The 13,547-nt window shown below is 68.9% G+C and carries 10 protein-coding genes; 5 read left to right on the forward strand and 5 right to left on the reverse strand.

Going from position 1 to position 13,547, the window contains the following annotated elements; all coding sequences use genetic code 11:
• Positions 1-91: 91 nt before the first annotated feature.
• Positions 92-2,224 carry a TonB-dependent receptor gene (locus VN11_RS11930; RefSeq protein ID WP_053449878.1) on the reverse strand — a complete coding sequence of 711 codons (2,133 nt, stop codon included), beginning with the start codon at positions 2,222-2,224 and terminating at the stop codon, positions 92-94.
• A gap of 188 nt (positions 2,225-2,412) precedes the next feature.
• On the opposite strand from VN11_RS11930, the gene VN11_RS11935 reads away from it, so the two are divergent.
• The 5 genes from VN11_RS11935 to VN11_RS11955 all read left to right on the forward strand — a co-directional run bounded on the left by VN11_RS11935 (position 2,413) and on the right by VN11_RS11955 (position 6,803).
• Positions 2,413-3,267: a helix-turn-helix transcriptional regulator gene (locus VN11_RS11935; RefSeq protein ID WP_053449879.1), complete on the forward strand. Its 855-nt coding sequence runs from the start codon at positions 2,413-2,415 to the stop codon at positions 3,265-3,267.
• Positions 3,268-3,383: 116 nt separating this feature from the next.
• Positions 3,384-3,761, forward strand: coding sequence for a copper homeostasis periplasmic binding protein CopC (gene copC, locus VN11_RS11940; protein ID WP_053449880.1), 378 nt, complete (start codon positions 3,384-3,386; stop codon positions 3,759-3,761).
• Between the two features lie 10 nt (positions 3,762-3,771).
• Entirely contained in the window at positions 3,772-4,656 is an 885-nt protein-coding gene (gene copD / locus VN11_RS11945) for a copper homeostasis membrane protein CopD (RefSeq protein WP_053449881.1), read from the forward strand.
• A gap of 45 nt (positions 4,657-4,701) precedes the next feature.
• Positions 4,702-5,400 carry a heavy metal response regulator transcription factor gene (locus tag VN11_RS11950; protein WP_053449882.1) on the forward strand — a complete coding sequence of 233 codons (699 nt, stop codon included), beginning with the start codon at positions 4,702-4,704 and terminating at the stop codon, positions 5,398-5,400.
• A complete protein-coding gene (locus VN11_RS11955; RefSeq protein ID WP_053449883.1) occupies positions 5,397-6,803 on the forward strand; it encodes a heavy metal sensor histidine kinase in 1,407 nt (468 codons plus the stop codon). Before VN11_RS11950 ends, VN11_RS11955 begins: the two co-directional genes overlap by 4 nt.
• Here the strand turns inward: VN11_RS11955 and VN11_RS11960 are convergent.
• The 4 genes from VN11_RS11960 to VN11_RS11975 form a co-directional block, all read right to left on the reverse strand.
• Positions 6,763-7,656, reverse strand: coding sequence for a LysR family transcriptional regulator (locus VN11_RS11960; protein ID WP_053449884.1), 894 nt, complete (start codon positions 7,654-7,656; stop codon positions 6,763-6,765). The two genes, VN11_RS11955 and VN11_RS11960, sit on opposite strands and share 41 nt — an antisense overlap.
• A gap of 372 nt (positions 7,657-8,028) precedes the next feature.
• Entirely contained in the window at positions 8,029-11,100 is a 3,072-nt protein-coding gene (locus VN11_RS11965) for an efflux RND transporter permease subunit (RefSeq protein ID WP_053449885.1), read from the reverse strand.
• Positions 11,097-12,269 carry an efflux RND transporter periplasmic adaptor subunit gene (locus VN11_RS11970; RefSeq protein ID WP_053449886.1) on the reverse strand — a complete coding sequence of 391 codons (1,173 nt, stop codon included), beginning with the start codon at positions 12,267-12,269 and terminating at the stop codon, positions 11,097-11,099. Before VN11_RS11970 ends, VN11_RS11965 begins: the two co-directional genes overlap by 4 nt.
• Complete coding sequence (locus VN11_RS11975) at positions 12,266-13,513, reverse strand: TolC family protein (protein WP_053449887.1); 1,248 nt, start codon at positions 13,511-13,513, stop codon at positions 12,266-12,268. Before VN11_RS11975 ends, VN11_RS11970 begins: the two co-directional genes overlap by 4 nt.
• Positions 13,514-13,547 lie beyond the last annotated feature (34 nt).

Consider the following 13,547-nt stretch of genomic DNA (forward strand, 5'->3'; position numbering starts at 1 on the left):
GGCCGGCACTACCGTCCGTTGGAAGCGCGGGCCGTCTGCGCCGCACCACCACCGGTAGTGCCGGCCGCTGGCCGGCGCGTGCCCCGCCACCTCAGAAGCGATAGCCGACTTCCGCACCAAAGATGCGCGGGCTGTCGACCGGGCCGTAGTAGTTGCCGTCGCGGCCGAACGCCAGGTTGTCGAAGATCAGGCCGTTGATGCGGCGCTTGTTGGTAAGGTTCTGTACGAACACGCGTGTGCTCCACGGCCCGCGCTCATAGCCCAGCTGCACGCCCAGCACCGCGACGGCCGGCTGGAACGCGCGGTTGCGCTCGTCCAGCGCGCTGGAACCGGTGAACTGCGACTCCAGCCGCGCGTAAAGGCCAGACTCGAACTGGTAGCGCGCCGCCAGATAGCCGGTGTAATGCGGGGTCAGCTTGACCCGCTTGCCGTCCAGGTTCTGGTCGACGCTGACCCACAGCCTGGTGTACTTGGCATCGACATAGCCCACATTGGCCATCAGGGTGAAGCCGGGCATCACCTCGAACACGCCTTCAAGTTCCGCGCCGCGCGAACGGATCGACGCATCCGAGCCCACGTAGTCCGACGAGATCGGGCGGCCGTTGGCATCGGTGGCCACCTGGATCTCCTGCCAGTTGTCCGAGGTGATGTGGAACAGCGCACCGCCGATGTGGCCACGGCCGCCGGCCAGGTTCATCTTGAAGCCCAGCTCATGGCTCCACATGCGCTCGGACTCATAGCGCAGCACCTTGTCGTTGACCACATCGCTCTGCGCTGCGGCCAGGTTGAAGCCGCCCGGAATGTAGCCCTTGGCCGAGGCCGCATAGAACGACAGGTCGTCGGTGGCGTCGTAGCGCAGTGACACCCGCGGCAGCGTGGCCGAGAAGGTATGCGCCAGCGCGGCATCGCGGTACAGCACGCGGCCGCCGGCGCCGAGGTCCAGCGCACCGGCACGCTGCTCGGTGGAACGCCGCGCCTGCTCATGGCGCAGGCCCGCACTTGCGGTCAGTTGTGGAAGCGACGGGAAGGTGTAGCTGGCGGTGGCGAACACACTGTAGTCCTCCCCCTTCGAGGTCTGCCGCGGCGCCAGGTTGTAGCTGTCCAGCCCACGCAGCGCAGGACCGACGAACGTACCCAGGATCGAATCCTTGCTGTTGCGGTAGGTGGACACACCGGCCATCCAGGTCAGCGCCTGGTCACTGGGCGAACTGAAGCGCGCCTCGGCCGTCCATTCGTTCTTCCGGTCGTAGATGCGGCCTGCCAGTGCCGGGCTCTGGGTCATGTCGAAGTCGTAGCCGGCCGAGGTCACTTCCTCGTTCCGCCAGGAGGCGGCCACGTCCAGCGTGCCGGCCTGCAGCTGCCATTGCGCGCTCAGGCCCGCCACCGACTCATCTTTCGCGGTGCGCTTGGGTGCGTCATTGATGTAGGTGAAATCACCGGCACGACGGCCGCCGTTGAGCGAGCTGCCGTAGGTGCGGTTGTACAGGCCGGTATCCAGCGGCAGGTACTCGTACTCGAACATGCCCGGCGCGCGGGTGCGCAGATGGTAGGCCAGTGCATTCACCGAAACGTAGTCGCTCGGCCGCCAGCGCAGCTTGCCCTGCATGTAGCCCTCGCCCACCTTTCCGCGCGCACCGGAGGGTGTGAGGTTCTTCAGGTAGGCATCCTCGTCCGAGCCCATGAACGCCACCGAGCCGGACAGGCGGCCATCGTGGCTCAACGGGCCGGCCAGGAAGCCATCCAGCGCCGTGCCGTTGCCATTGCCGAACCAGGTACTGCGCACATTGAGTTCGCCTTCGCGCGCATCGGCCGGACCGCGCGTGCGCACCAGCACCAGGCCGGACTCGCTGTTGGCCCCGTACAGCGTGCCCTGCGGCCCGCGCAGCACCTCCACCGACTCGACCTGGTTGAGCACGGCATTGCTCAGTTCACGGAACGGAATGCCATCGATGTAGACCGATGCTCGGTTGACCAGGAACGGGTTGGACTCGATGCCGCGGATCGAGATGAACATGTTGCTCAGCTGGCCCATCGCATTGAACTTCACGTTCGGGGCGAGCTTGTCGAGGTCACGGAACTCGGTGACACCGGCCTCTTTCAGCGCCTGCCGATCAAGCACGGTGACCGACAGGTCGCTCTTCAGGTACGGGGTATCGCGCTTGGAGCCGGTGACACGGACACCGTCAAGCGTGGCCGGGTCGGCCTGCTGGGCAAGCGCGGGCATGGCAGGAATGAGCAGGGATGCCGCAACAAGGGCGGCAGCAGGCGTGGACGACTTCAACGGACAGACCTCAACGGATGGAAAGGCGGACGCGCGGGCGGCGGCAGCGCGGGTCAAGAGTGTTATCCTGTAACATTCGCGCCATCCCGCCACTCCATTCGCGGCAGCGCCGCTCCATTTCCGGATCCGTGATGCCCGCCCTCGCCGACCAGCTGCTGCGCGAAACCGGCCCCCAGCCTGCGGCCGCCCACGTCAGCCCGGACGGGGCGGTGGTCCTGCTGCGCCACCGCTTCGAGGCCAGCGAAGGCGAGATGGGCCATCCGCGGCAACTGCGCCTGGGCATGGCCATGGCCGGCGGAGGGTGGTTGCATCAGCGCACGCTCACCGGCGTGCTGCAGGCCCCGTGGCGACCGGGCCAGTTCAACCTGGTCCTGCCTGGCGACAGCGGCACCTACGCCAGCCCCGCCGTCGACGTGCTCGGCATTGCCATCGACACCCACGCGTACCCACATGACGCGCCCACGCTGCAGCACCTGCAACCGCTGGCGGCGCGGCTTCACCACGACCCGGTGGTGGCCTCGGTGCTACAGGCGCTGTGGTGCAGCGCGCAGGCCGGTGCGTGCCTGCCCGGTTTTCTCGAACACGGCGCGCAGGTGCTGCTGCATCGCCTGGGCCAGCTTGCCGGCCAACGGCGCGAGGTGGGCGGCACCGCCACACCCCTGTCGGCACAACGGCTGCTGCAGCTGAAGGACTACATCGATGCACAGCAGGGCCAGCCGCTGACCGTCACCGAGCTGGCTGCCGCAGTGCAGATGCAGCCGTCCAGCTTCGGCCGTGCCCTGCGCGCCGCCACCGGGCTGCCACCGTATGCATTCCTGACCCGGCACCGCATGCAGCGGGCCGGCGCCGCGCTGGCGCAGGGCCGCACCGTCACCGACGTTGCGCTGGCCAGCGGATACGCCAACCCCAGCAAGTTCAGCGCGGCCTTCCGCCGTGTGCTTGGCTGTTCGCCCTCGGCCTGGATCGGGCAGGCGCGCAGCGGGTGATCCGGATCGCCGCCGTGCAGCACCGGCCAACCTTACGGACCGGTAATGTCCAGGTCAGGCCATCGAAAGGTGCCGGCCTCCACCCTGAGGGCCTCATTCCCCACAGGTGCTCCGCAATGATCCGTTCCCTGCTGCGTCCCGCCCCGCTCATGCTGATGCTGGCCGGCCTCGCCATCGCGCCGCTGGCGCTGGCCCATCCCAGCCTGGTGCGGGCCACGCCGGCCGCCGATGCCAGCGTGGCCCCGGCCAGCCAGATCGAGCTGCAGTTCAGTGAGAAGGTGATGCCGCGTGCCACCCGCATCGAGCTGAGCATGGACCACGGCCGCATGAAGATGGCCATGCCGACCACCGCGCAGGAGGTCTCCGAAGACGGCCACACCCTGCGCGCGCGGTTCGGCAAGCCGCTGCCCGCAGGCCGTTACGCACTGCAATGGCGCGCAGTCGGCCAGGACAGCCATCCGGTCACCGGCACCTACCGCTTTACCGTGAAGTAAGGCCGCGCTTGTGGTCGAGCTCTCGCCGTACGGGCTGAGGCTGGCACTGTATGTGGCGCTGATGCTGCTGTTCGGGCGCACGCTGTTCGTGCGTCCGGTGCTGCCGCGCGGCCCCTTGCTGGCAATGACCTTCATCGCGCTGCTGCTGGTGGCCGTCGACGCGCTGACCCGGCTTTCCGGCGTGCTCGGCATCGCGCCAACCGACATCGACGGCGCGACCGCACACTGGTTCCTCACCGGAACGCCGGTGGGCCAGGCAGGCCTGCTGCGGGGTGCGACCCTGCTGGCGATGCTGCCGCTGCTGGCGATCAACCGCCCATTGCAGGGCCGATGGCGTGCCGCGCTGATGCTGCTGTCGGCGGTCGCGTTGGCCAGCCTGGCCTGGAACGGCCATGCCGCCGCCGGTGACGGCCCCGGCGGCACGCTGCGGCTGATCGCCGGCATCGCGCATCTGCTGGCCGCGGGCGCCTGGGTGGGCGCGATCGCCGCCCTGCTGCAACTGGCGCTGCGCCCGCAGGGCGTGGGCCTGCGCGAGCGTACCCATGCACTGTGGCGGGCGGCGCACGGCTTCGCCCTGCCCGGCACGCTCATCGTCGCGACGCTGGCGATGACCGGCACCTATACCTATGTCGATCTTGGGGGATCGGTGCAGACCCTGGCCGGCACCACACATGGACGCTGGCTGCTGCTCAAGCTGGCGCTGGTGGGCGGCATGCTGGCGCTGGCCGCATTGCATCGCTGGCGGCTGGTACCCGCGCTGGCGGTGTCCATCCGCGGCGGCTGGCAGCCGCGCCCACTGCGCGCCCTGCGCCACAGCCTGGCCTGCGAGTCGGTGCTGGTGCTGCTGGTGCTGGCCTGCGTGGCGGTGCCGGGCACATTGGATCCGCTGGCATGAGCGGCCCGGCCCGATGCAGGCGCAAGCTGCGATGATGGGCGCACCATGAAACTGCTGATCGTCGAAGACGAACCCAAGACCGGCAACTACCTGCGCCAGGGCCTGATCGAAGCCGGCTACGTGGTCGACCTGGCCTGCAATGGTGTCGATGGACTGCATCTGGCCGGCACCGGCGAGTACCAGCTGGTCATCCTCGACGTGATGCTGCCCGGGCTGGACGGCTGGAACGTGCTGTCGCGGCTGCGCGCGGACGGCTGGCCGCTGCCGGTGCTGTTCCTTACCGCACGCAGCAGCATCGCCGACCGGGTGCACGGACTGGAGCTGGGCGCCGACGACTACCTGGCCAAGCCCTTTGCCTTCGCCGAGCTGCTCGCGCGCGTGCGCACCCTGCTGCGCCGAGGCCAGGCGTTGCCGCAGGCCGAGCGCATCGTCATCGCCGATCTGGTGGTCGATACGCTGCGGCGCCGGGTGGAGCGGGCCGGCCAGCGCATCGCGCTCAGCCAGAAGGAATACACCCTGCTGGAGCTGCTGGCGCGCCGCCAGGGTGAAGTGCTGCCCCGCTCGCTGATCGCCTCGCAGGTGTGGGACATGAACTTCGACAGCGACACCAATGTGATCGATGTGGCCATCCGCCGCCTGCGCGCGAAGATCGACGACGCGTTCGACGCCAAGCTGATCGTGACCGTGCGTGGCATGGGCTATGTGCTGGAGGCGCCGGAGGACGGTGCTGCGCGCGACGGATGAGCCTGCGCCGTTCCATGGCGGTGCGGTTGACGGTGCTGTTCGCCACCGTGGCCACACTGGTGCTGGCGGCGCTGGGCGTCGCGATATATGTCAGCGCCCGTCACGATCTGGTCGCGCAGGATTTCACCGAGCTGGAGAACAAGGTCGCGCTGATCAACGACCTGGCCTCCCGCGGGCCGGCATCGGCACGCGCGCAACGGCTGGCCGCCGCGCTCGGCCATCATCCCGACATCGCCTTCCATATCGCCGATGATCGCGGCCGCGTGCTGTTCTCCACCGCACCGCCGCTGCTGCGCGAACATGCCCGCCGCCAACCCGTCGATACGGTACCGCGCCGGCATGACTGGACGCTTGCCGATGGCCGCTGCATGCATGCCCTGCACCTGCGCCAGACCCTGGCAGACGGCAGCCAGCTGGTCACCCTGCTGGCCATCGACGATGCCCGCCATACCGCGTTCCTGCAGCGCTTCCGCCATCTGCTCGCCATTGCGATCGTCGCCGCGGCGGTGGCCAGCAGCCTGCTCGGCGGCTACGTGGTGCAGCGCACGCTGCGCCCCCTGCGCACGCTGGCCGATGACGCCCGCGAGATCACCGCCGGGCGCCTGCAGCGGCGCTTGAGTGCACGCCGGGCGCCGGCCGAGCTGGAGCAGCTGGCGCAGGCCCTCAACGGCATGCTGGCCCGGCTGCAGCAGGATTTCGCGCGCCTCACCGAGTTCAGCGGCGACCTTGCCCATGAACTGCGCACGCCCATCACCAACATGCTGACCCAGGTGCAGGTCGTACTGGCCCATCCACGCAGCAGCGAGGCTTATCGGGAGACGCTGGCCTCCTGTGCGGAAGAGCTGCAGCAGCTGGCGCAGACCGTGGGTGACCTGCTGTACCTGGCGCAGACCGAGACACCCGGTGTACTGCCTTCGCGCGAGCCGGTGGCGCTGGATGCGGTGGTGGACTCGCTGCTGGAGTTCTACGGGCTGCTGGCCGAGGACCGGCAGTTGACGCTGCGCCGCGACGGTATCGCGCGCGTCGATGGCAACCCGTTGATGCTGCACCGTGCGATCGCCAACCTGTTGTCCAATGCGTTGAAGCACGCCCGCGCGGGAAGCGAGGTGCGGGTACGGCTGGAACAGGGGGCTGGCCGGTGCAGGATCAGCGTGCACAACATCGGCACGCCGATTGCCGCCGAAGCGCTGCCGCGCCTGTTCGACCGCTTCTACCGTGGCGAGCGCAGCCGCCATGAAGGCGCCGGGCTGGGCCTGGCGATCACCCGCGCCATCGCCCAGGCCCATGGCGGCAGCGTCGGCGTCGCCTCGGATGAAACCGGCACCGTGTTCGAACTGCTGCTGCCGAGCGCAGCGGCCGGCACTACGGCGTCCGCTCGAACAGCGCCGCCACCCAGTCGATGAACACCCGCAACCGCGGCGAGGGCGTGCGGTTGCGCGGGTAGACCAGGTTCAGCGGGCTCGGCGTTGGCGGCATCTGCGGCAGCAGTTCGACCAACTCGCCCCGCGCAATGTACGGATCCATGCGGTAACGCGGTGCCTGGATGATGCCCAGCCCTGCCAGCGCGGCGCCGAGGAACGCATCCGCACCGGACACCAGCACCCGTGCCGGCAGCGGCACGTAGCAGACCTGCCCGTCCTGCTGGAACTCCAGGGGAATCAGCTGGCCAGTGGCGCTGGAGCGATAGCCGATCATGTCGTGGCCGTTCTTCAGCGAGTCGATATCCACGGGCAGGCCCCGGGCCTGCACATAGCCCGGCGAGGCCACGGTGACCTCGCGCAGCAGCGTCAGCCGTCGCGCCGCCAGGTCGCTGTCGGCCAGCGTGCCGACCCGCACGGCCGCATCCACGCCTTCGCGCAGCAGGTCGACATAGCGGTCTCCCTCGCTGACGTCCAGCTCGATGTCGGGGTAGCGCTGCAGGAAATCCGGCAGGTGCGGAAACAGCAGATGCCGGCCCAGCGTGCCATGCACCTCGATGCGCAGCGGGCCACGCGGTGGCACGTCACGGAACGCCGCCTCGGCGTCGTCCATGTCGGCGATCAGGCGCAGGCAACGACCGTAGAAGGCTTCACCCTCCAGGGTCGGTACCACCAGCCGCGTGGTCCGGTTCAACAGGCGCACCCCCAAGCGCTGTTCCAGCGCCTTGATCGCGTCGGTCACCGTGGCCCGTGGCAGGCCAAGGTCCTCGGAGGCGCGGGTGAAACTGCGGCGCTCGACGATACGGACGAAGGCGCGCATGGCCGTAAAGCGGTCCATTGTTCGGCTATCCGGATGGTGTGGGTTGATTATGCACGATTGTCCGCCGTGGGCCGGTGCTGCATGCCAACCAAGGTTGGCATCTACCCGGGTACGGCACGCTGTTCGTCGCCCGCCGGGTGGCCGCCTTGGCGCATGCCAACCAAGGTCGGCATCTACCAGAGCACGGCACGCTGTTCGTCGCCCGCTGGGTGGCCGCCTTGGCGCATGCCAACCAAGGTTGGCATCTACCAGATCACGGCACGCTGTTCGTCGCCCGCTGGGTGGCCGCCTTGGCGCATGCCAACCAAGGTTGGCATCCACCAGGGCACGGCACACCGGGTAGCCGCCCACCTTGGTGGGCGTTCCGCACGCGCCAACCAGGGCTGGCACCTACCGCGCCTCGCGGCGGCGGTGCACCCAGTAGTACAGCGTGGGCAGCACCAGCAGGGTCAGCAGCATCGCCGACAGCAGGCCGCCGATCACCACCACCGCCAGCGGCTTCTGGGTCTCGGCACCGATCGCGTGCGAGGTTGCCATCGGCAGCAGGCCGAACATCGCCAGCAGCGCGGTCATCAGCACCGTGCGCAGGCGCTGCAGCGAACCCTGCACCACAGACTGCAGCAGGTCCATGCCCTGTTCGCGCAACTGGGCGAAGCGACTGAGCATCACCACCCCGTTCAACACGGCTTGCCCGAACAATGCAATGAAGCCGATCGCCGCCGACACCGACAACGGAATGCCGGTCAGCCACAGCGCCAGGATGCCGCCGATCATCGCCAGTGGCACGTTGGCCAGGATCAGCGCCGCACTGCTGATGTCCTTGAAGGCATCGAACAGCAGCACGAAGATCAGCAGCACCGACAGCGGAATCACCCAGCCCAGCCGCTTCATCGCGCGCTGCTGGTTCTCGAACTCACCGGACCACTCCAGCCGGTAGCCCTCCGGCAGCTGCACGCTGGCATCCACGCGCTTGCGCATGTCGGCCACCACGCTGCCCATGTCGCGCCCGGCGATGAATATGCTGACCGCCTTCACCCGCTGCGCGTTCTCGCGCGAGATGTTGATCGCGCCGCTGGCCATGCGGAACTCGGCCACATCGTACAGCGTCACCGCGTGGCCGTCACCGATGCCCACCGGCACCGTGCGCAGCCGTTGCAGGTCGCGGTCGGCGTCGTCCAGCCGCAGCGTGATCGGGAACCTGCGGTCGCCCTCCCACAGCTCGCCGACCTGGCGCCCACCCAGTGCGGTCTCGATCACTTCGTCGATGTCGCGCACATTCAGGCCATAACGCGCGGCCCGGTCACGATCGATCTCGATCTGCAGCTGCGGCAACGCGCCGTCGCGGTCGATGAAGGCGCTCTCCACGCCGTCCACGCTGCGCACCTGGCCGAGGATCGCCTGGGCCTGCCGGTTCAACACGTCCAGGTCCGAACCGCTGACCTTGATCACCACCTGGCCCTTGATCTGCGAAATGCTCTCCAGGATGTTGTCGCGCACCGGCTGCGAGATCGAGAATTCCGGCCCTGGTATGCGCTGCTCCAGCGTGCGCTGCAGGTCGCTCACCAGCTGCCGCTTGTCCACGCCCTTCGGCCATTCCTTCTCCGGCTTCAATGCCACCAACGCCTCGATCTGGTTGGCACCCTTGGCGTCGGAACCATCTTCCGGGCGCCCCAGCTTGGCCACCACCGTCGATACCTGCGGGAACGTGCCGACCAGTTCGCGGATGCGCCGCGACTGCTGCTGCGCCTCGGCCAGGCTGGTGCTGGGGTCGAGCGTGGCGGTCAACCAGATCGAACCTTCGTCCAGCTCGGGCAGGAACTCCGAGCCCAGCCGGGTGCCAAGCGCCAGCGTGCCGACCAGCAACGCCGCCGCGGTCAGCACCACCGCGCGCGGGCGGGCCAGCGCACGCTCCAGCACCGGCTTGTACCACCCGGTCAGGCGGTCCATCAGCGGATTGCCGTCGCGCATGCGGTCGCGCCGCAGCCACCAGTAGCAGAACAGCGGCACCACGGTCAGCGCCAGGATCAACGCACCGATCAACGCCGAGGTCACCGAATAGGCCATCGGCGCGAACATGCGGCCTTCCTGGCGCTGCAGGGTGAAGATCGGGATATGCGCGGCGATGATGATCATCATCGAGAAGAACGTCGGCCGGCCCACTTCCGATGCCGCTGAAAGGATGGTCGAGAAGCGCGTCTTCCTGTCTGCCGTGGGGGGCAGCTTCGACAGCCGCGAGACGATGTGCTCGGTGACGATCACCGCACCGTCGATGATGATGCCGAAGTCCATCGCCCCCAACGACAGCAGGTTGGCCGGCACGCCCCACAGGTGCAGGCCGAGGAAGGTCGACAGCAGGGCCAGCGGCATCATCGCCGCCACGATCAGCGCCGCGCGGGCGTTGTACAGGAACAGCCACAGCACCAGGAACACCAGCACGGCGCCTTCCAGCAGGTTGCGGAACACCGTTTTCAGCGTGGTCGAAACCAGCCAGGAGCGGTCGTAGAACGGCTCGATGCTGACCCCGGCCGGCAACTGGTTCGCCTCGATCTCGGCGATGCGCGCATGCAAGGCGTCGAGCACGTCGGACGGATTCTCGCCCTTGCGCATCAGCACCATGCCGAACACCGCATCGTCGTTGTCATCCTGCCCGACCAGGCCCTGCCGCGGCAGCCCGGTGTCGGCGATGCTGGCCAGGTCACGTACCAGGATCGGCGTACCGCCGCGCTGCCCGACCACCACGTTGCCGATGTCGGCTGGCGAACGCATCAGGCCCACGCCGCGGATCAGGAACTGCTGCTGGCCACGCTCCACGTAACCGCCGCCGGCATTCGAACTGCCCTTCTCCAGGGCCTCGGCGAACTCACCGAGGCTGATGCCGCGGTCGCGCAGCTTGTCCAGGTCCGGCTTGACCTGGAAGGTCCGTGCGAAGCCGCCGAAGCTGATCACATCGGCCACGCCCGGTACGGTGCGCAGGCTGCGCTCCATCGTCCATTCCTGCACGGTGCGCAGCTGGGTCGAGGTCAGGTGCGGGCCTTTCAGCACGTAGCGGTAGATCTCGCCCACCGCCGAGCTCATCGCCTCCAGCTCCGGCGTCACTCCTTCCGGAAGCTCCACGCCCTGCAGGCGTTCCAGCACCTGCTGGCGCGCGAAATAGTCATCGGCCTTGTCATCGAAGGTCAGGATGATCATCGACAGGCCGAACTGGGTATGCGAGAACACCCGCACCGAATGCGGAATGCCGGACAGCGCCACCTCCAGCGGCATCGTCACCTCGCGCTCCACCTCTTCGGCGGCGCGGCCCGGGTGCAGCGAGACCACCGTCACCTGGGTGTCGGACACGTCCGGGAAGGCCTCCACCGGCAGCACGCGGAACGCGGCGATGCCCGCGCCGATGAACAGCAGCAGCGCCAGCATCACCATCAGTGGCTGGCGCAGGCAATAGGCAATCAGGCGATCGATCATGGGGCGGCGTGCCCCGTGCCGCTGCTGGCCGCCGTCGGCGCACTGTCGACCAGCTGCTGCAGCAGCAGGCCACCTTCGACCACCACCCTGCTGCCTGCCGCCAGGCCCTCACGCACCCACAGGCGGCCATCGCCCAGTTCTTCGGCATGCACGGCGTGGCGCACGAAGCGGCCCTTGCCCTCCTCCACGAACACCACCTGCGTGCCGTTGATCAACAGCACCGCCGCATCGGGCAGCGAGACGCCGCCCTCGGCCGGCAGCGCCACCTGTGCGCGCACATACTGCCCGGCCTTGAATCCACGCGAGCGGTTGTCCAGCTCGGCGCGGGCCTGTACCACGCGACGCTCGCTGTCGACGAAGTCATCCACATGCTGCAGCGTGGCCTGCAGGGGTTTACCATCGGCGCCGGGCACGCTCACCGGCATGCCGGCCTTCAATCGCCCGGCCAGGCTTTCGGGAATGTCCAGCAGCAGCCACAGGCGATCCGGATCGCCGATCACCGCCAGCGGCTGTTCGCTGTCGGGGCTGACCGACATGCCCGGGCTCATCCGCCGTTCCACCAGCAGACCATCGATGGGCGCACGCAGCGGCAGGCGTTGATCGACGTGCTGGCCGTTGCCATAGGCCTTGGCGAAGGCGGTTGCGCGCGCATGATCGGCCTGGCTGCCGGCGAAGTTGGCCTCGGCCTCATCCAGCTCGCGCCCGGACGCCACGCCAGCGGCGTGCAGCTCGCGGGTGCGCTGCAGCTCCTTGCGCGCCTGCTGCAGCTCGGCGCGGCCGCGTGCGCCCTCAGCCTGGGCCTGGCCGAACTCCGGCGAAGTGATCCAGGCGATGACCTGGCCCGCCTTTACCTGCTGGCCCGGCTGCGCCTCGATGCGCGCGACCTGCCCCGGCAGCGGCGTGCGCAATGCGCTGGAGCGGGTCTCATCCCAGACCACACGGCCCGGCAGCTGCAGGCTGGCACTGGCACCGGCGGTCACCGCCTCGCTGCGCAGCATGTCCAGTTGGCGGCTATCGGCCGGAAACTGGATCTGGCCGGCACTGACCTGCGGCGCATCTTCGGCATACGACGCCGGCTCGCGGCCACAGCCACTGAGCAGGGCCAGTGCCAGCAACGCCGGCAGCAGCGCAGGGCGCGCGCGCGGGCGATGGGCGACGGTGGACTTCATCGGGACTCTCCTTCGGTAACGGATGTGGCGGCTTCCCAGCGCGCCAAGGCAATGGCATGGTCGGCACGCGCCTCGATCAGCGCGGCCTCGAAGTCGCGCCAGCTGCGGCGCGCATCCAGCAGGTCGGTCAGGCTGGCGGCACCGCGGCGGTAGGCCAGCTCGATGCCCTGCAGCGCCTTGCGCGCGGCATCGGACTGCAGCCCTTCGTAATCGGTGCGGCGCTGTGCGGCGGACTGTGCGCTGGCCTGCAGCTGGTCCAGTTCGGCGCGCGCTTCGCGCTGCAGCACCTGCAGTTCCAGTGCCGCACTGTCACGATCTGCTTCGGCGCGCTGGATGGCACCGCGTGCGCGCGACGGTCCACCCAGCGGAATGGTCAACGACACCCCCCAGGTGACACCACTGATGTCGGTCGGCTCACGCTCGGCCTCCACGCCCAGCTGGATGTCGCGATGGCGCTCGCTGCGGGCCAGCGCCACACCGGCATCGGCGGCGGCCAGGCGCGACTGTGCGGCACGCAGATCGGCACGCTGCTGCGGGTCGAACCCACGCGTGGCGGCCACACTGCGGGTGTCGGGCCACGGGTCGTCGGCACTGAGGCTGCTGCTGTCATCGCTGCCGAGCAGCAGCCCCAACGCGTGCCGGGCGTCGCGCAGATCCAGCACCGCCTCGCGCGCGGCATCAGCCACGGCAAGGTCGTCCACCGCCAACCGCGCACGATCGACCGGCGCCATCGCCCCGGTTGCGACCTGCTTGTCCGCCGCCGCCATCTGTTCGTTCGAACTCTGGCGGTTGGCCTCGGCAATCTGCGCCTGCTCCTGCGCGCTCTTCAGGCCGAAATAGGCCTCGTGCAGCGCCACCTGCTGGCGGCGTCGGGTATCGAGCATTTCCAGCGCGGCCACCTGCAGCAACGCGTCCGCCTGGCGGATGCGCAGCGCTCGCTTGCCACCACGCTCCCAGGTCCAGCCCAGGCCCAGCGTGCTGTCCACCCGCTTGTCCTGCCAGCGGCCGGGGCCGATGCCATGCTTGGGGCTGATCTTGCTGCTGCCGATCGACAGCTCGGCCGCGGGCCGCAGGGCGGCGGTCTGCGCATCACCCTGCACGCCGCGCAGCTCCAGTGCCGCCGCACGCAGGTCCGGGTTGTGCGCCTCCATGACGCGCTGCGCGTCAGCCAGGGACAGCGCCGAAGCTGCGGGCGCGCAAACGAGGGCGGCCAGCACAGCCGCAAGTCGAAGGGAGAAATTCATGCGCGTCACGGTAAGGTGACGCACTTGCGCCAAA

The sequence above is a fragment of the Stenotrophomonas maltophilia genome (assembly GCF_001274595.1).
Classification (GTDB): Bacteria; Pseudomonadota; Gammaproteobacteria; order Xanthomonadales; family Xanthomonadaceae; genus Stenotrophomonas; species Stenotrophomonas forensis.